This window comes from Corynebacterium lactis RW2-5 (assembly GCF_001274895.1).
Lineage (GTDB): Bacteria > Actinomycetota > Actinomycetes > Mycobacteriales > Mycobacteriaceae > Corynebacterium > Corynebacterium lactis.
The window spans coordinates 146,455-164,541 of record NZ_CP006841.1 but is presented as its reverse complement, the minus strand read 5'-3'; the positions used below and the strand labels follow the sequence as shown (position 1 = coordinate 164,541).

Annotated in this window: 16 protein-coding genes and 4 tRNA genes; 4 read left to right on the top strand and 16 right to left on the bottom strand. The window is 63.5% G+C overall.

Features of this window, described 5'->3' with window-relative positions:
- Positions 1-79: 79 nt before the first annotated feature.
- Together CLAC_RS00655 and CLAC_RS00650 are read right to left on the bottom strand one after the other, a co-directional pair.
- A complete protein-coding gene (locus CLAC_RS00655) occupies positions 80-646 on the bottom strand; it encodes a nucleoside deaminase (protein WP_082312939.1) in 567 nt (188 codons plus the stop codon).
- Complete coding sequence (locus CLAC_RS00650) at positions 621-1,178, bottom strand: tRNA adenosine deaminase-associated protein (RefSeq protein ID WP_053411270.1); 558 nt, start codon at positions 1,176-1,178, stop codon at positions 621-623. Before CLAC_RS00650 ends, CLAC_RS00655 begins: the two co-directional genes overlap by 26 nt.
- A gap of 39 nt (positions 1,179-1,217) precedes the next feature.
- Between CLAC_RS00650 and CLAC_RS00645 the strand changes: the two genes are divergently transcribed.
- On the top strand, positions 1,218-2,264 hold the full coding sequence (locus CLAC_RS00645; protein WP_245621912.1) for a prephenate dehydrogenase: 1,047 nt from the start codon (positions 1,218-1,220) through the stop codon (positions 2,262-2,264).
- 9 nt (positions 2,265-2,273) lie between these two features.
- Complete coding sequence (locus CLAC_RS00640) at positions 2,274-3,176, top strand: CoA transferase (RefSeq protein ID WP_082312937.1); 903 nt, start codon at positions 2,274-2,276, stop codon at positions 3,174-3,176.
- Positions 3,177-3,186: 10 nt separating this feature from the next.
- Here the strand turns inward: CLAC_RS00640 and CLAC_RS00635 are convergent, their stop codons facing one another.
- The 8 genes from CLAC_RS00635 to CLAC_RS00600 all read right to left on the bottom strand — a co-directional run bounded on the left by CLAC_RS00635 (position 3,187) and on the right by CLAC_RS00600 (position 10,259).
- The gene (locus CLAC_RS00635; RefSeq protein ID WP_053411269.1) at positions 3,187-4,188 is read right to left on the bottom strand and encodes an LLM class flavin-dependent oxidoreductase; all 1,002 of its coding nucleotides are present in this window, start codon (positions 4,186-4,188) and stop codon (positions 3,187-3,189) included.
- A gap of 150 nt (positions 4,189-4,338) precedes the next feature.
- Positions 4,339-4,411: transfer RNA gene (locus CLAC_RS00630), tRNA-Arg, on the bottom strand.
- A gap of 163 nt (positions 4,412-4,574) precedes the next feature.
- Positions 4,575-5,315, bottom strand: a complete 741-nt coding sequence (locus tag CLAC_RS00625; protein ID WP_082313454.1) for an ABC transporter ATP-binding protein — start codon at positions 5,313-5,315, stop codon at positions 4,575-4,577.
- An 8-nt stretch (positions 5,316-5,323) separates the two neighbouring features.
- Positions 5,324-7,078, bottom strand: a complete 1,755-nt coding sequence (locus CLAC_RS00620; protein WP_053411267.1) for an ATP-binding cassette domain-containing protein — start codon at positions 7,076-7,078, stop codon at positions 5,324-5,326.
- Complete coding sequence (locus CLAC_RS00615) at positions 7,071-8,021, bottom strand: ABC transporter permease subunit (protein ID WP_053413147.1); 951 nt, start codon at positions 8,019-8,021, stop codon at positions 7,071-7,073. Before CLAC_RS00615 ends, CLAC_RS00620 begins: the two co-directional genes overlap by 8 nt.
- 184 nt (positions 8,022-8,205) lie before the next feature.
- Positions 8,206-9,849: an ABC transporter substrate-binding protein gene (locus tag CLAC_RS00610; protein ID WP_053411266.1), complete on the bottom strand. Its 1,644-nt coding sequence runs from the start codon at positions 9,847-9,849 to the stop codon at positions 8,206-8,208.
- 248 nt (positions 9,850-10,097) lie between these two features.
- Positions 10,098-10,170, bottom strand: a tRNA-Arg gene (locus CLAC_RS00605).
- Between the two features lies 1 nt (position 10,171).
- Positions 10,172-10,259 (bottom strand) — tRNA-Ser (locus CLAC_RS00600).
- Positions 10,260-10,430: 171 nt separating this feature from the next.
- On the opposite strand from CLAC_RS00600, the gene CLAC_RS00595 reads away from it, so the two are divergent.
- Positions 10,431-11,573 (top strand): histidinol-phosphate transaminase, encoded by a 1,143-nt coding sequence (locus CLAC_RS00595; RefSeq protein ID WP_053411265.1) that lies wholly within the window; start codon positions 10,431-10,433, stop codon positions 11,571-11,573.
- Here CLAC_RS00595 and CLAC_RS00590 read toward each other — a convergent pair.
- The 5 genes from CLAC_RS00590 to CLAC_RS00570 form a co-directional block, all read right to left on the bottom strand.
- A complete protein-coding gene (locus CLAC_RS00590; protein ID WP_156324723.1) occupies positions 11,570-12,562 on the bottom strand; it encodes a serine hydrolase in 993 nt (330 codons plus the stop codon). The two genes, CLAC_RS00595 and CLAC_RS00590, sit on opposite strands and share 4 nt — an antisense overlap.
- Positions 12,563-12,576: 14 nt before the next feature.
- Positions 12,577-13,407, bottom strand: coding sequence for a hypothetical protein (locus tag CLAC_RS00585; RefSeq protein WP_053411264.1), 831 nt, complete (start codon positions 13,405-13,407; stop codon positions 12,577-12,579).
- A gap of 235 nt (positions 13,408-13,642) precedes the next feature.
- Positions 13,643-14,323 (bottom strand): hypothetical protein, encoded by a 681-nt coding sequence (locus tag CLAC_RS00580; RefSeq protein ID WP_053411263.1) that lies wholly within the window; start codon positions 14,321-14,323, stop codon positions 13,643-13,645.
- Between the two features lie 26 nt (positions 14,324-14,349).
- Positions 14,350-15,162 carry a DUF4179 domain-containing protein gene (locus tag CLAC_RS00575; protein WP_053411262.1) on the bottom strand — a complete coding sequence of 271 codons (813 nt, stop codon included), beginning with the start codon at positions 15,160-15,162 and terminating at the stop codon, positions 14,350-14,352.
- A 474-nt stretch (positions 15,163-15,636) separates the two neighbouring features.
- Positions 15,637-15,721, bottom strand: a tRNA-Ser gene (locus CLAC_RS00570).
- A gap of 81 nt (positions 15,722-15,802) precedes the next feature.
- Here CLAC_RS00570 and CLAC_RS00565 point away from each other — a divergent pair.
- Positions 15,803-16,774, top strand: coding sequence for an NAD(P)H-quinone oxidoreductase (locus CLAC_RS00565; RefSeq protein WP_053413145.1), 972 nt, complete (start codon positions 15,803-15,805; stop codon positions 16,772-16,774).
- A 7-nt stretch (positions 16,775-16,781) separates the two neighbouring features.
- On the opposite strand, the gene CLAC_RS00560 is transcribed toward CLAC_RS00565, so the two are convergent.
- The gene (locus CLAC_RS00560) at positions 16,782-18,050 is read right to left on the bottom strand and encodes an aminotransferase class V-fold PLP-dependent enzyme (RefSeq protein WP_053411261.1); all 1,269 of its coding nucleotides are present in this window, start codon (positions 18,048-18,050) and stop codon (positions 16,782-16,784) included.
- Between the last annotated feature and the right edge of the window lie 37 nt (positions 18,051-18,087).

Below are 18,087 nucleotides of genomic sequence, written 5' to 3'. Positions count from 1 at the left end.
CGTGACCCAAACTTAATGAGAACGACACCGCCGACGCCGGCCCACCGGTCAGCGCCGCCCCCGCGGCCCACCCTGCAACCTAGCGCTGAGATTCAAAGAAGGCCCGCAGCGGGATCGAGCATTCGTCGGCAAGCACTCCCCCGCGGACCTGCGGAGTAAAGGCGTGGGCGGGATCGCGGATGACGTCGGCGATGGAGCCGCACGCGCCCGTCTTGGGCGACCACGCGCCGAAGACCACGCGGCCCACGCGCGCCATCACGCATGCGCCAGCGCACATTACGCAGGGCTCGAGCGTGACCACGAGGGTACAGTCCTCCAGCCTCCAGCCGTCGCCCACCACCCGCGCGGCCTGTGCAATCGCGATGACCTCGGCGTGGCCCATGGGGTCCCCATCCGCTTCCCGACGATTCGAGCCACGGCCTACTACGTTCCCGTCGGGGCCGATGACGACGGCGCCCACCGGGACATCGCCCGGCGCGGTCTTGTCGGCTTCGGCGAGCGCCAGACGCATCCACTGCTCGTCGAGCTCGTCCTGGCGGCGGCGCGGCAGGGCGCGCACGGCCGGGGCACACTGGGGCTGTGCGTGCTCGGCAGGTGCCGGGGAGTCCGCTTGCCCGGAGTTAGTCATCAAAGTCTTCGTCGTCATCGGCGTCGATGTCCACATCGACACCAGTGACCTCCGCGAGCTCCTCCTCACAGCCAAGCTCGGAGGCGATGGCATGAACCTGCTCCGAGGCCCACAGGGACTGATCGTCACAGATGACGGTCAGCGACTCCTCGGATACCCCCAGGTCGGCGAGGATATCCATGTCGCCCTCGGCCCAGGCGTCGACGTCCTCGAGCTCGTCCTCGTCCAGGTCTGGGATGTCCAGATCCAGTTCGTCGAACACCTCGGCCGCAATGTCGTCAGTGACGGCGGCGGTGGCGTCAGAAAGCAACACCCGCAGCGAACCCATGCCGGGCCGGAAGATAATAAAGTAGTCGTCGTCGACGTTCAGGACGCCAAATGCCGCGCGCTCGGCGCGGAGGTTGCGCAGGGCGTCCGCGGCATCGGCAAGCGAATCGAGGGCATCTTCGCCCAGGTCGCGGACGTGCCAGCCGTCCTCGCCCATGAAAATGGCGACCGCGTAGGAGCGGTCCTCATCGGGGGCATAATCCCCAGAAAAGCTCGTGCTCATAGACACCAACGCTAGCCGAAAGTGTGTCATGCTTGTCACGTGAGCATCGACAACTCCCCCTCCTTCGACAATTCGGCTGCAGCATCCGCCGCGCGCCCATCCGCACACCTGCCTGTGCCGCCGGTGTGCGTGCTCGGAATGGGACTGATCGGCGGATCGATGATGCGCGATCTTCGGGCCGCCGGGGTGGAGTGCTTCGGTTGGAATCGCTCAGAGCCCACGGTGGAGGCCGCCCGCGCCGAGGGCTTTGATGCGACCACGGATCTTGCCGCGGCACTGACCCGGGCAGAGGAAAATGGTGCGCTGATTGTGATTGGCACCCCGATGACGGTGGTCGGCCGGATGCTCGATGCCATCGCCGAGCACGCCCCTACCTGTGGAATCACGGATGTCGTTTCAGTGAAGGGGGCCGTGGCCGAGGAGGTCGCGGCGCGCGGGATGAGCGAGCGATTTGTCGGCGCGCACCCGATGGCCGGGTCGGCGCAAGCCGGCTGGGACGCCACGGTCGAGGGGCTTTTCGACGGCGCACCTTGGGTGCTCGCCTACGACCTCGCCGACGAATACGGTGCCGCCGGCAAAGCGGTGCCGGGGCGCTGGCTGGAGGTGTTCGCGCAGGTCGCGGCGCTCGGGGCGGCGCTTGGCAGCCAGCTGATTCCCGCGACCTCGGCCCGCCATGATGATGCCGTCGCACGCGTCTCCCACGTCCCACACCTGGCGGCGTACGCCGTCGCCACCGCGGGGGACGCGGGCGGTGCGCTGGCGATCTCCCTGGCCGCGGGGTCTTTCCGCGACGGCACCCGCGTCGCCGCCGCAGCCCCCGAGATGGTCATGTCCTGGTGCGAGAACAACACCACGCCAGTCCTCACCGCGCTTGACGATGTCATCGCCCACCTCACCGCAGCCCGCGAGCAGTTGGCGAGCTCCGGCACCGCCATCGATCTAGCTCAGATGGGGCACCGCTCCCGGGAGCGCTACGAGGCCCGCCCCGCATCGCGCCCGGTATTCCGCCTGCGCATTGGCGAGGGCCAGTGGATTCAGCAGCTCCGTTTGGCCGAAAACGTCGGGGGGCAAGTAGAAATTTTCTAATGTGGGACTATGTTCCGCACTGAAAGTTTCGAGCAGGGGCTCGCACCGAAAGACACGCTTAACGACGGGCTGAGTGGCGCTCTCATTGGCGTGAGCGTCGTCAACTTCGCGCTGAACCTCCCCGGCCCCCTGGCGGCCCAGCGCCTCAGCCAGCTGGGCGCCGAGGTCACCAAGGTAGAGCCACCCAGCGGAGATGACTTCGCCCACTACGCCCGCGACTGGTACGCGACCATGTGCTCGGGCCACGAGGTGGTCCAGCTGGACCTGAAGTCACAGCAAGGCAAGGACGCGGCGGAGGAACTGCTGACAGGCGCCGATGTCGCCATCACCTCCTTTCGCCCCTCCGCGCTAGAGCGAATGGGGCTGGGCAACCTCGCCGAGCGATTCCCGGGCCTGATTCACATCGACATCGTCGGTGACGTGGACTCCCCAGAGACGCCGGGCCACGACCTGACTTACCAAGCACAGGCCGGCACCCTCGCACCGCCGGCGATGCCGCCGGTGCTACTCGGCGACATCCTCGGGGCAGAACACGCCGTCACCGCTACTCTGGCGGCGTTGGTGCGCAGGGGAGGGAGGGGCGTCGTAAAGCGAGGCGAAGGAGAGGGAGCGGGGGCGCACATCCGAGTCGGCCTCAAGCAGGCGGGCGAGGCCGGGGCGCTGCCCGTGCGATACGGGCTGACCTCGACGGGAGGGCTGCTCGGCGGAGGACATTGGACCTACGGCATTTATGGGACGGCCGACGGATACGTGGCGGTGGCGGCGCTGGAGCCGCACTTTGCCAAGGCGCTCAGCCAGGCGACGGGCGCGACCGGGCGCGAGGAACTTGAGAGCTACCTGGCCAGGCGCACCACCGACGAGATTACAGCGCTGGCGCAAGAGACGGGCCTGCCGATTTCGGCGGTGCGGTAGCGGGCCGGCATTAGGACAGGCCGGCGGCCTCGGCGGTGAGCTCCACAGAACGCAGGCGCTCGGCGACGCTCGGGCTCTGATGGGCGACAATCAGCTCGTCGGCGGTGGAGAACTCGCCGAACTCCGCAATCTGGCTGCGGACCTGGGCGACCGTGCCGACCGCGGTGTGACGGAACATGTTCTGAACGTGTCGCCCCTGGGGCGTGTCCATGAGCATCTCGGCCTCATCGTCGGTTAGGCGGCGCCCCTCGCCGGGACCCGCGCCACGCCCCAGGAAGCGTTTGACCAGGTTGCGGCGGGTCTGAAAGTGCTGGCGCTTCGCATCCTCCTCGGTTTCGGCGGCGATGACGTTCAAGGTTGCGAAGGCGCGCGGGGAATCCAGCTGCTCGGAGGGGCGGAACTGCTCCCGGTAGGCGGCGATGGCCTCCAGCATGGCGTCGGGCGCGAAGTGTGAGGCGAAGGCGTACGGCAGACCCAGTGCCGCCGCTAACTGTGCGCCAAAGAGCGAGGACCCGAGGATGTAGAGCGGCACGTGGGTGCCTCGCCCGGGGATTGCGTTGATGCCGGGGATGCGGGTCTCGTCCGACAGGTATCCCTGCAGCTCCTGCACGTCCTGAGGAAAGGTGTCGGCAGCGCGGTGATCGCGGCGCAGTGCACGCATGGTGGTCTGGTCGGTACCCGGCGCGCGGCCGAGGCCCAGCTCGATGCGGCCCGGATACAGGTTTGCCAATGTGCCGAACTGCTCGGCGACCGTCAGCGGCGCGTGATTGGGCAGCATGACGCCTCCGGAGCCTAGCTTGATGCGCTCGGTGTGCGCGCCCACTGCCGCAATGAGGACTGCCGGGGCCGACGAGGCGATGGAGTTCATATTGTGGTGCTCAGCATACCAAATGCGCTGGTAGCCGACATTTTCCGCTGTCTGTGCGAGGTCGATAGAACCCTTCAGGGCCTCTGCGTGGGACTGCCCGCGGGCGACGGTTGCCAGGTCAAGAATGGACTCGGTACGAATCATGGTGCAACAGTTTAGGCCTTTTGGGCCGGTTTTCCTCTACGGCCGCTACAGCCAGACCAAAAACACGAACACTCCGCACCACTTCATGGCAACTTGCCATGACGACGAACACAAAAAAGACCCGCACCGAAAGGTGCGGGTCTTGCATTGTGCGCCCGAAGGGATTCGAACCCCTAACCTTCTGATCCGTAGTCAGATGCTCTATCCGTTGAGCTACGGGCGCATTCTCCGTTGTTCGCGACCCTGTAAGCAGTGGCCGCTGCAACGAATAAGAACTTTACACCCAGAGCCAGAACATGAACAAATGCCCAGCTAAACAGCGGTATTTAGACAAACCGTCCATCTGCCTAACGCCTAGTGCCTAACGCCTAGGACTGCGATCTCGTCTAGGGGCAACTTTTCGCTACCTCCTCGTCAGCGATAGCGCGACCGTCTCTCAGAACGTATCCCCTAGTCGCAACGGCGCGTAGCAGCCGCACATCGTGCGAGATGAGGAGCACCCCAGCCCCGTCCTCGGCGACTACGCCCCGCAGCGCAGCGATGATTGCCGCCGTTGTAATCGGATCCAGCATCGATGTGGGCTCGTCGCACACGAAAAATGCAGGCCGTTGCACGATTCCCCGCGCCAGGACTGCACGCTGCAGCTGCCCGTCGGAGACTTCACCGGGACGTCGGGAGAGCAGGTCGTCGTCAAGCAGCACGGCGGAAGCGGCCTCGCGGATGACCTGGGAGGCCTCCCCTCGACCCACGCCGAGCACCGCGCCAGCACCCTCACCTAGGCCAGCGCCACCGCCACGCTTCGCCGCAATCGCGAGTGGCTCGGCGATGATGCGCTCAAGTGTCCACGTGGGGTTGCTGGCATCGCGAGGCGCCTGCCCGACATAGGCGATTTCCGCGGCCTCCGGGCGCCGCCCACCGATGGTCACCGCACCGGCATCGGGCCTAAAACGCCCAGCTAGCGCACGCCCGAGGGTCGATTTACCGACGCCGGAAGGGCCACGCAGACCCACGATTTCGCCCAGCCGCACCTCTATATCCGTACCAGAGAGGACCTCTCGCCCGGAAAAGGAATGTGCTAGTCCCTCAGCACGCAGCGCTCCCGGTCGTAAAGCATTATCGTCGTCCAACTTCACGGCTATCCCCTCTCGTATCCTGCGGTCAGTGTCATGCCGCCGCTAGGCAGGGCGGCTAGCAGCGCGCGCGTGTAGTCGTCGCGCGGGCCGGAAAGTACTTGCCAGGCTGGACCGTTTTCCACAATCACGCCGCGCCGCATCACGCTGAGGTCGTCACACACCGCGGAGGCACGCAGGTCCTCGACATCGTGACTAATCAGCAGGACTGCATAACCGGCGTCGGCAAGCGAGCGCAGCAGTTCCAACACGCTCGCGGTGAGGTCGGGGTCGAGCGCGGAGGTCGGCTCGTCGGCGACCAGCACGGGACGCCCGGTCGCAAGCGCCGCCGCAATCGCCGCCCGCTGCGCCATGCCGCCGGAGAGCTGGTGCGGGAAGTAGTCCGCAATCTCCGGGCCGAGGTTCGCGCGGGTCAGCAGCTCCTCCACGCTTGCGGTTGTCTTGCCCCCGGAGGCGTCGATGATCTCCTGAATTTGCTTGCCGACGCGCCGCACGGGCGTAAATGAGGACGCCGGCGCCTGCGGAATCAGGGCAATCTCCCCGCCGGGACTCTTACCGCCCTGGCCTGCGCTGATGACCTCGCTGGCGGGCGTGGGATCGCCGCCGAGAACAATACCGCCGGAGACTGTGGAGCCCGCGGGCACCTGCCCACACAGCGTCCGCCCGAGGGTGGACTTGCCGGAGCCGGAGCCGCCAATGAGTCCGTGGATTTTCCCGGGCTCGAGGCGCAGTGTCGCGCCGACAACGGCATCGACCCGCGAGGTCTCAGAGGCAATCGTTACCGAGAGGCTTTGCACACCATAGGTGCCGGAGGGGAAGTCCTCAGGCAGGGACAGGGCCGAAGTCTCGACAGACCCGGAACGTCCGGCAGATCGGGCAAGTCCGACACGTTCACCGGCAGAGCCACCTGCGGCGTGATCTCCGGCAATCTCAACGTCCGCCCCACCCTCGCTGCGGGTGCCTCCCATCAGGTGCTTTGGAATCAACGCAACCAGAGACAGCGTCGCCGCCAGTAGCGCGGTGCCCGGCACCACCAGAACCCACCACGCGCCGGTCATAATGTCGCTGCTTGCCTGGTCCATGAGCGTGCCCAGCGAGGGGAAGTCGGGCTGCAGTCCAAGTCCGAGGAAGGACAGCGCCGACTCGTGCCACACCGCGTGCGGGGTCAGCATCACAATCGACACCACAGCCTGCCCCACTGCAACGGGGAAAAGGTGTTTGCGTAAGACCCACCCAGAATCGGCCCCCGCCCCGTAGGACGCTGCGACATACTCGGACTCGCGCGCTGCGAGCACCGTGGAGCGCACAATGCGGGCCACCTGCGACCAGTGCGTAATCGCAATCGAGATCACCAGCGCTGGGATTGACCCGCGGAACAGGGCGACAATCACCACCGAGAGAATCAGGTGCGGAATCGAGTTGACTGCGTCAGTCATGCGCATCAGCACGCGGTCGGCCCAGCCGCCTCGCACCGCGGCGGTCAGCCCCACCGCCAGGCCGATTGCCGTCGCACACAGGGCGGAGACAAGACCGATAAACAGCGACACTCGCAGCCCCAGCGCCGTGCGGGTCCACAGGTCGAATCCGTAGTGATCCGTACCGCCGATGAACTGGCCGTTCGGCGCCTGCAACGCGCGGGAAAAGTCGGCACTCGGCGTCGGCCAGATCAACGGCACTACCAGCGCGTATGCCACCACTACAGCCAGCGGAAGATAGCGCCACTTCCAGGTAAAGGTTCCCTTCTTCATCGTCTTAGACATCGCTCACCCTCGGATCCAGCAGCGTGTAGGTGATATCCGCGATCAGCGAACCACCCATGACCAGCAGCGTTGTTAGCACAGTCGTAATCGCCAGCAGCGGGAAGTCCACCGCCTTGGCGGCCTCGACGGTCGCCTCGGCAATGCCCGGCCATGAGAACACGGCCTCCACAATCACCGCGCCTACGACCAGCTCCGACAGTCGCCCGCCAACCAGTGTCACCACCGGCATCAGGCTCATCGGCACAATGTGCTTGCCGACGACAATCCTGCTCGGCACTCCCCTCTCAAATGCGGCGGCAACGGCTGCCGACGACTGCGCTTCCGCCGTCGCCTGTCGCACCGCGAGCAGAGGCCACGGCAGCTGCGTGATCGCCAAAACGATGGCGGGCCCGATGAGGAACGGTCCAATCGTCGTAAAGCTGGGGTCCATTCCAATCGGGGCGGCGCCGCCGGAGGGAATCACCTGCATGATGACGGCGAAGACCATGAGCACAGCCAGGGCATAGACAAAGGACGGAGTAGCACCCAGGAATACAGACAGCCCGATGCAAAAGCGATCGAGCAGGCTTCCTGGGCGTCGACCGGCAAGCACCCCGAGAACAATGGCCAGCACAACAGTCAGAGCGATGCCGGACAGCGACAGGAGAATTGTCCAGGGAAGGCGTTGCGCCAACACGTCCGACACCGGTCGGGAGTACGTGCGGGAATAGCCGAGATCTCCCGAGAGGAGACCGCCGAACCAGTCCAGCCACTGCACGTAAAAGGGACGATCCATGCCGAGGCTGGCCGTAAGTGCCTCGCGCTCCGCGGGGCTCAGCGCAGAAAAGTCCGTGCCAATGTAGTGCGCCAAGGGGTTAAAAGGAGAGATTGCTGCTAGGGCGAACATGACGAAGGAGACGAAGATGGTCAGCACTGCGATCGCCACCAGGCGCATCGCAATCATGCGGGGCAGGCCGGCCAAGTTGTCTCGGTTGTGGATGAAGCGGACACGGCGATGCCGCCGTGTCATACGAGACGGCGGCATCGCGGTAGCGGAATTATTACTCATAGACTCGCTTGTGAGAGAAGTTTTTTAAGCGTCGGTTGGCACCGGGGAGGAAGCCCTGGGGAGAAGCGCAGTCTCGTGACTAGCGCTTCCAGGAACGAAGATCCCACCAGGGACCCCAGGTGGCGCCGTGGATGTGAGGCTCCAGGATTAGCGGGCCCTTGTTCCACTTATTCGGGTGTTGCAGGTAGACGTGGTTGATATTGGCCAGGAACACCGCCGACGGGTTCTCGGCGTGCAGTTTCTGAACCTTCCGGTAGAGCTCGGCACGCTTGGCCGGATCCTGCTCGACGCGGGCCTGCTCCAGGGCACGATCCAGCTCCGGCGAGCTGTAATCGCCTGGGTTGGAGTACTCGGAAGTGTTCTCGCCGCGGCTGTGCAGCTCGTTGTAGGCCATCAGGTCCGGGTCATACGGGGAGGAACCGCCGCCGAGCAGCGCCGCTGCCTCGCCGAGGCGCGGGGTGATCTCATCCCAGGTCGAGGCCTCAGTGTGGAAGTCCACGCCAATCTTCTTCATCTGGGCGGAGAACTCGATGGCCATGTCGCGGCGCAGGGTGTCGTCACCGGCGTAGTACAGGGTTACGGATGCCTTCTCGCCGTCTTTGGCGCGGATGCCGTCGGGGCCCTTCTTCCAGCCGGCCTCGTCGAGCATCTTCTCGGCCTCGGCGACGTTGTAGTCGAAGTCGGCCTTGGCGTTGTAGGCATCGCCGTAAATGGAGGACAGGATGTTGGAGATTGGGGTGCCGTAGCCGGAGAGTGGCCCGTCGACCATAGCCTGGCGGTCAACCGCCAAGTTTATGGCCTTGCGCACTGCGGCGTCCTTCAGGAAGGGCACGTCCGGGAAGGAAACGCCGCGCCAGTCTGCGGTCTTGGCCGCGACTACTTCGACATCATCGCGGTTTTCGAAGCTCTTTGCCAACGCAGGCGGGACCGCAGCGCCCGAGAGCTCGCCGCTGGCGACGCGCTGCGCACGCGCGTTGTCGTCGGAGACCAGCGACACGACCATATCCTTGACCTCGGGGGTGCCGGCCCAGTAGTCCTCGCGAGCCTTGAAGCGAATCTCGTTGCCCGTATTGGACTCCATCACGTACGGTCCGGTACCGACTGGCATCTCCGCCAGCGGATTGTCCGCCACGTTGTCCTTGCCGACAACTTCACTCGGCGCAATCGCCAAGGTCAGTCGCGACTCGAAACCGCTGTATGGTGCGGTCAGATGGAATTTCACTGTGTGCTTATCGATGACCTCAACGTCGTCGATAATGTCGTAGCGGAAGGAGACCTTCGAGCCCTTCTTCACATCACGGGCCACGTCGTAGGTGGCCTTGACATCCTCCGCATCGAAGTCCGACCCGTCGGAGAAAGTCACCCCGTCGCGTAGCTTGACCGTCCAGGTTTTGGAGTTATCGGTGGCGACCGGGGAGCCGTCGGCAAGCGCAGGCTTGAGCTCAGGAATCGTGTCGGGGCCCTCGGTGGGCGCCGGTCGGAGGAGGCCATCGTAGACGGGGCTAATACCGGTCTGACCGTACCCGGAGGCCGGGTGGTAGTTGTCCTTGCTGTCGCGGTCAGCCAGAACAATGCGCTCTGGGTAGTCCGCACCGCCGGCGACATCCTGGCCATTGCCACAAGCGACAAGGCTAGCGCCCGCTATTAGGGACAATCCGGCAAGCACTGCGACACGGCATTTGCGAGCACCCACGAAGCTGCGGGCGCGACTGCGGTTTTCCATTAATGAGCCCTTCATAGTTAAGAAGTAAGAGACTTTTAGGAAAGGTTAACCACAATATCCAGAAATCCAGATTCGCCACCCTGGGGAACCTCTTTGTTTGCTTATTAACGCATCCGCGCACCAAACGCCCTGATCAGGCACTATTTACTCTCTAAGGGCAGTGATAACGATTTTCATTACCCCCATCGGCGGATACCCCACAACACGTGAAAGACCCACACCTTTCTTGGTGCGGGTCTTAAAACTTGTGCGCCCGAAGGGATTCGAACCCCTAACCTTCTGATCCGTAGTCAGATGCTCTATCCGTTGAGCTACGGGCGCGTGGCGGAGGCGACAGGATTTGAACCTGCGGTCCCTTACGAGACAACTCCTTAGCAGGGAGCCCCATTCGGCCGCTCTGGCACGCCTCCAAAACCACCGGCATTCAGTCCAGCGGACTAAATAACCGGGGCCAATCCTACAGACACTTCCAAATGAAAAGCAAAACGCCCCGTACTTAACGCCAAATCGACCCCATGCACCCACAGCGCGCGGAGATATCTTTGTCCGCTCAATCCGGGCCATGCTCTAGAGTTACTGCTATGAGCAACGATCAAAACCCCGCCCAGCCGCACATTCGCCCGGACCTGGGGCATATTCCTGCCTATGTCCCGGGCAAGGCGGCTGCAGGGGCGCTGAAGATTGCTTCTAACGAGATGTCACAACCCCCGCTGCCGTCGGTATCAAAGGCCATCGCGGATGTCCTGGCCGCTGCGCCATCGAGCCCGAACCGGTACCCGGATATGGGCGCAGTGGCTCTGCGCACTCGAATTGGCCAAAGCCTTGGGCTGCCGATGGAGCAGGTGGCCGTCGGCTGTGGCTCTTCAGCCCTGTGCCTGCAGCTAGTGCAGGCTACGTGCGAGGCCGATGATGAGGTCGTGTTCCCGTGGCGCAGTTTCGAGGCTTACCCAATTCTCTCGCGCATCGCCGGGGCGATCCCCATGCCGGTTGCCCTTAACGCGGAGGGCCGCAATGACCTAAGGGGCCTGGCTGCGGCGGTCAGTGAACGCACTCGCCTGATTTTCGTTTGCAATCCCAATAACCCGACTGGCACGACCATCACCCGCGAGGCTTTTGAGGAGTTCATGGCCGCCGTGCCACCGCAGGTCGTCGTCGCGCTGGATGAGGCCTATATTGAGCTGATTGATGAGGACACTCGCGCCACCACTCCCCTCGCCGACGTGCTCGTGCACATGTACCCGAACCTGGTCGGGCTACGCACGTTCTCAAAGGTCTACGGGCTCGCGGGTCTGCGCGTGGGGTACATGTTCGGCGCGCAGCGCCTGGTAGAGGCCGTCAATAAGGTCGCTATTCCCTTCTCCGTGAACTCGGTCGCCCAAGCTGCGGCGATTGCGTCACTGGATGCGCAGGAGGAGCTCGCCGTCCGCATCAAGGAGGTCCGCGACCAGCGCGTTCGCGTCACCACCGCCATCAATACCGCCACCGGCCGCGACACCGTCCTGCCCGGTTCGCAGGCCAACTTCGTCTGGATCGATGAGTCCCGCGTCGCCGACCTCTCCCCACTGCTTGCCGACGCCACGGTGGCCACGACCTCGGACCTCGGTGCCTACCTCGCCCAGCGTGACATTCTAATCCGCTGTTTCGCAGGCGAAGGCGGGCGCATCACCATCACGACGGACGCTGAGGCGACTCAGCTGCTGCAGGCGCTGGGCCTGGACAGCTAGCAGGTCCCGCCACGTCCAGTGCCGTCGGCAAGCACTGCCGCGAGAGCTGTGAGCATGGCCTGGCCGGTATCGTAGGTGCCATCGGCGGGCTTGGCGGCGATAGCCACGCCCACGAAGGAGCCGGGTTTATCGCCGGGGATGAAGCCGAATTGGCGAGTGAGGTAGGAGCCGGTCTCGTCGGGGCCCCAGCCGCCCTTGAAATGCGCGCCGGTGATGGTGCCGAGGCCGTAGGCCTGCCCGCCGACGATCTGCCCCATGAGGTCGGCGACCTGCTGACCACCGGGAATGCACTGCAGGTTCGCGCCGAACGCGGCCTGATTCTCCAGGGCCCACTGCGTCTGGCCGAACGAGGAAAACTCGGGGCGGACCTTGGTGGTCTCGACATTGGTGACGGAGTCGCCGCCATCGCGGAGCACCTGCGTCGCGGCGGCACCAGCGCTGGCCGGGTCGCCGAGTGAGGCCCACATCACCTCGGCTGCGGCGTTGTCGGAGGCGGTAATCGCCGCGGTCATATCCTGCGTTACGCCGCTGTTGCGAGCAACCGCCACGGCGATCGGCACTTTGGAGGTCGACCATGCGGGGCCTACCTGGAGGGCGCCGGCGGTCGCGGGGTCGGCCGAGCCTCCGCCAACGCTAGGGTTTGCCAGCGCGATACCGACCTGGCCTCCGTACTGCGCCTCGATGTCAGCGACCGCGTGAATGAGCGCGGCCGGGAGCGCTCCGTCACCGGGCACGGCTACCGCGTCGCCAGTGGTCGGCTCGCTGCCGGGCGTTGGCTTGGGAAGAGAGTCTTGGGTCGCTGTGGCGCTTGAGCTATCCGAGCCGGTCAGTTTGCCCTTGTCAATCGTGCAGCCCGAAATGCCAAGCGCGCAGACGCCCAACAGCGCTGCCGCGGCGACAGCGCGCCTCGCCGCTCCCCCGCTCCGCCGGGGCCGTTCGCCGTGCTGACGAATCAGGCCGTGTTCAGTGGTTGCGCTGCCCGTATCCACATGCACCCCTCGAGCTAGACGATATGCACAGTGGCGTTCGTACCACCCGTGCAAGTGACGTAGTCACCATTGTCGTTGCAGGTCATAGTGTATGTTTTTCCGGTCGCAGGGCTGGTGGCCTTGACCGTTCCGCTGAGCTTCTGAGTCGACTGGTAGTACTCTACGAACGCGTTGCGCACATTCGTGGCGAAGCTGCAGGTGGTGACGTTGCCGCCCACGTCCTGCGCGTAGACCAGATTGAGGTCTCCCGGTTCTCCCGACCCCGAGCATTCTTTCCATGACGACGGTGCCGAGAAGTCCTCCGCTCGCCGCTGCTCCGTGGTCGATGTCACCGTGCTTGCCGACGACTCCTGCTTCTTCATCGTCGAGGAGGCACTCACAGGCGCCGCATTGTTGCTAGTGCCGTTATTTCCGGTGAAGTAGAAGTAGGACAATCCACCGACCAGCATGAGAACGGCGATAATTGCCAGGATGATTACGGCGACGGTCAGTGCATTGCCGCCTCCGTTTCCGCCGTTGCCACCATTGCTGGCGACCGCGGCCGGCTGTCCATACGGCTGTGGATACCCCTGCGTGTACTGTTGCCCAGCACCGGCGGAGGCGCCAGTACCAGGACCGGCGGAGGTGGGGTTGGCCACCCCGTTATTGCCGTAATTGCCGTTGTTGGCCTGCTCCCAGGGATTTGTCTCCATGGAGCTCCACGCCTGCTCACCACCAGACGCCGATGTCTGCCCCCAGGTGCCGTTCGGATCCGTTCCCCACTCGCCGTAGGAGTCACTGGAGTTTGAGGCGCTGTTATATCCGCTAGAACCGCTATTGGGGCCACTGCCCTGATTCGGAGACATAAATCGACCTTTTCCTCATCGTTTTCCACACGAGACTTCATGCTGATCGTATGGGGGTCCAGTGCGTAACCGACAGCGTCGGAAAGCTTCCACTATCTATAGGTCGCCACCGTCGAGTGACCGTTACGAGCAGCTGTACTAATTCCAAAAGTATCAAAAAGGTCAGCCATTGCCATAGCAGCGGCTGACCTTTTAAAACTAATTCAATTCAAGAGACACCGAATACTGGCGAATCTTAGAAAGGCCACCAGGAAGCAGATTTGGAGACCTTGATTGCCTGACCACCGGTCGGCCAGTAGCCGCTCGGGTTAATCACAGCACCGAGGTAGGCGACGCCGCCGTGATCGTATTCAGCCTCGCGGGCCGGAGCCTTGTAGGTGAAGTCAACGGCGACGGATTTGGAGGTGCTGACAGTCGGGTTGTCCTTGAACAGCCCCAGAAAGCCGCCCTCGGTCCAGTTCAGGCGCACCTCGCGGTTACCGCGGTCGTTGACGTTATTGGTGTACTCATCCTCCTTCAGGGTGTAGATGCCCTTACCGAAGATATTGTCGCTAGACTGGCGGGTAACGCTGACAAGCTCGAAGCCAGCCGGAATAACGTGGCCGATCTCACGCAGCTTGCCCTCACCGTTGACGCCGACTGCCTCAACGCGGACGGTGACGTAGCCGCCCGGGCGCACCTCTGCGCCACGAATAACTTGGGAATAGATATCAGCGGACCAAGCGGGACCACCGATGTAGCCCAGCTTCTTCTTCTCAGCCGTGGACTTTGGGAGGGTCAGGCCCGGGGAGTTGAAGCCCGGGGAATTGAAGGAGGGCAAGCCCGGGGACTGGGCCAAAGCCGGGGAAGCCAGGCCGAGGGTCAGACCGGCGGAAAGAGCAGCCGCTGCGGCGCCCCTTGCGAAATTCTTACGCATAATGTGTACCTATCCTCTGAAGTTTTCTAGTTACCAAAGGCCTTGAGCAGGGATGCCGCACCGGAGCCAAGGTTCGGCGATCCAGCGGAGGAGCCGCCACCGAGGTTCGGAGAGGGCAGCCCCGGCGAGTTCAGGTTCGGGGAACCCCAAGAGCCGCCGCTACCAGCACCCGGCAGTTCCGGAAGGCCCGGCAGAATCGGCTTAGCTTCGCGCTTGATGGTCAGCTTCGGCCCCATTTTGTCGAGAGTCTCAACCTTGTCGAACGGGTTGAAGTGAATCTCGGTGCCAGTGTCGAAGGTGCCGTCCTGGATATCCTCGGTGACCTCGTATTCCCACTTGAAGGCAACCTTGCTGATTGTCGGACTCCCGAACGCCCGGAAGATGTTGCCGGAAACGAACTCGACTGCGCCTTTGTTCAGGCGGAACCATTTGTCGGAAGTGTTCTTGTCGGCCCAGTCCTGGTCACCAACCTTGTAGGTTGCGGAGTTCGGGACATACTTCAGACCCTCCGGCTTGAAGTCAGTGACACGCTGGATGTAGCTCCTGGACCCCCAGATGTTGTTGTCCGTGTAGACCAGCTCGAAGGTCAAGGTGTCACCCGGCTTTGCCACGGCGCCAGCCTTGCCATTGACCAGCACGGTGCGGGTGACGTTCGATTTGCTCCATTGGTGAGTCGCGGTATTGGAACCACCCGGCAGGAGCTCCCCCAGAGCTTCAGTCACTTTGTTCCCAATATTGGGCACTTCCTGAGCCATAGCCGGGGTGGTAACTCCCGCGAAAGCGAGGCCGAAGGTGAGGGTGGCAGCGGCGATGCGGAACTTGCTTCGGCTGACGTTCATAACCTTTTGCTCCTTAAAGATTGGATTCGTGTTTGCTCAATCCCACGTCGACAAGCACTGCCACAGCGCCACCCGGGGGAATTCATCGCCCAAATTTAATCTGATTTTTAGACTTTCCGCCACACTTCTAGTCGTTCAATTGTTCCCCATATCCCCTGTTGAAAGCCCCTTTTCCCAGCGTTACACCTCTCCAACATAATCACACCAGTCACGCTAGTAACATATATTTCTATTTGATTCTCATATTTTTTCAGCTCGTCGACACCCTGACAAGCAGCGGTTTTTCAATAGGTTAAACCCTTCTGCAACTTGCGTACACATCACCTAAAAACTAGCCAGCCGACTTACACTTCAGTCCCGACCACCCCTTTTTGGCCATGAGAAGTTACCTCTCCGGCTACCCCATTACGGGTGTCCAAGCACCCTGAAAGCAAGAAAACCCCCGGTAGAAAAACTACCGAGGGCTCTCAACAGCGGAAGCAGGGGGATTTGAACCCCCGGAGGTGTGACCCTCGCTGGTTTTCAAGACCAGTGCATTCGGCCGCTCTGCCATACTTCCAATTTCACCATCATAACCGGAAAATCCACCTCTGCGGAAAACAGCCCGATTTTCGGCCTTTTTGCGTTACCTTTGATGGCTATGAAGGCAATCATCCAGACGGATCTTTCCAACCCGCGCTCACTCGAGTGGACCGACGCCACCGAACCGGCCCTCAATGACGGCGAGGTTCTCGTGTCGGTGAAGGCCGCAGGCCTCAACCGCGCTGACCTCCTCCAGGCCGCTGGCCACTACCCGCCCCCGCCCGGCACCACGGACATCCTCGGTCTCGAGTGCGCCGGCGTAATTGAAGAGGTCAAGGGCGATGCCCTCGGCTGGAAGGTCGGCGACGAGGTCTGTTGCTTGCTCTCCGGCGGTGGCTTCGCCGAGAAGGTCGCGGTCCCCGCCGGGCAGGTTCTGCCCCTTCCTGAGGGTTACTCCTTCACCGAGGCCGCTTCCATCGTCGAGGTCGCCTGCACGGTGTTCTCCAACGTCGTAATGGTCGCGGGCCTCTCCGAGGGCGATACCCTCCTCGTCCACGGCGGCGCGGGCGGCATCGGTACCTTCGCAATCCAGATGGCCAAGCAGCTCGGCGCTACCGTCGCCGTCACCGCGGGCAGCCAGGAGAAGCTGGACTTCTGCGCCAAGCTCGGCGCCGACATCCTTATTAATTACAAGGAAGAGAACTTCGAGGAAGTTCTCACCTCCCATGGCGGCGCCGACGTCATTCTGGACATCATGGGAGCAAAGTACCTTGACCGCAACGTCAAGGCTCTTGCCAAGGACGGCCACATCGTCATCATCGGCATGCAGGGAGGCGTCAAGGGCGAGCTGAACATCGGCCGTCTGCTGTCCAAGCGCGGTTCAATCACCGCCACCGGCCTGCGCTACCGCGACCTGGCCGACAAGGCGCGCATCGTCGCGGCCACCGAAGACACCATCTGGCCGATGCTTGCCGACGGCACCATCACGCCCCAGATCCACACGACCATGAGCATCGAGGAAACGGCCAAGGCCCACGACATGCTCGCAGGCGGTGAGGTCAGCGGCAAGGTTGTCCTGACCGTGGACTAACGGTGCCCTAGCCGAGCGAGGCGACGGCGCGCACCAGCTGGTCCACGTCATGCGGAGTGTTGAAGGGCTGCAGCCCCACTCCCACGGCGCCTTCGGACTCGCCGACGCCCATGGCCTCCAGCAGCGGAGACTGCGCGACATCGACGACGCTGGTGACAAGCCCGTTGGCCAGCAGCCTGCCGACCACTGTCTCCGCGGGCACGCCATCGACAAGGAAGCTCACCCGCGGAATGTAGTCCCTCCTGGAGGCAACCGACTCGCTCGCGTTTTCCTCATCGAAGCCGATGATGTAGACACGTGGCAGATTCGACAGCCCGGCGACCAGGCGTTCCGTCAGGTCCGAAAGGTACTCCGCGACCTGGGGCATCGCAGTTTCGATGCGGTGCCTCCGAGATCCTCGGGCGCGGGTGTCCAGCGATGCCAGATGGTGCACCGACTCGGATACGCCGCCCAAAAGCGCCGGCGACACCGGGCTGACCTCGAGGCGCCCCACGCCACGGACATTGTGGTCGAAGTTCAGCGACGCCAGACGGGCGAACATCGACGGATCCCTAAACACCAGGGCCGACACTTCGGGCCCGCCCCATACCGATGCGTCGACAAGCACAATGTCGGCGCCCATCTCGCTCATGGAAACATGGCGGTAGGCAGCCAGGTCCGTGGCGTCGACAAGCACCCAAGCTGGGGACATAGCGTGGACGCGGCGGGAAATCTCGGCGATTGGAGCGACGGTGCCCGCGTACGGATCGGCGGCGGGGACCACGACAAGGCGCGTGTGGGCATCGACAATCTCGTCGAACTGCCACGCGGGCAGCGAACCGCTGGCGAGATCGGCCTCAGCGACCCGCACGCGAGCGCCATAGAGATTGGCAGCTCGGCGCAGCGGGGCGTGAACCACCTGCGACCCAATCCGGGAAATCACAAGATTCGTACCCAGGCTGAGGCGACGGCTCATGGCCGCGCAGAGCTGATCGATGAGCACCTCACGCGAGGAACCCAAGACCACGCCGGCGACAGGGCCTTCCGTAATATCCGCGAAAGCCCGGCGCGCGCTAAGCGCCAACTCCTCCGCAGCGGAGGCGCCAGAACGGCGGGACTGCCCATGCGCACCGCCGCCGGTCTCACCAGCAAGCGACTTCGGCGCGTTGCGGAAAGACGAGGTCATCGCCGAGATGACTCGCTCTGGCACCTGCGCACGCTGACCTGCATTGAGATAGGTCCACCCATCAGACAGCGACGTGTAAGCGCCCCTGGTCGTAGGCACGTCGAAGGCCATAAACACCCTTCCGGTTATCTCGTTGACTCACAGCGTT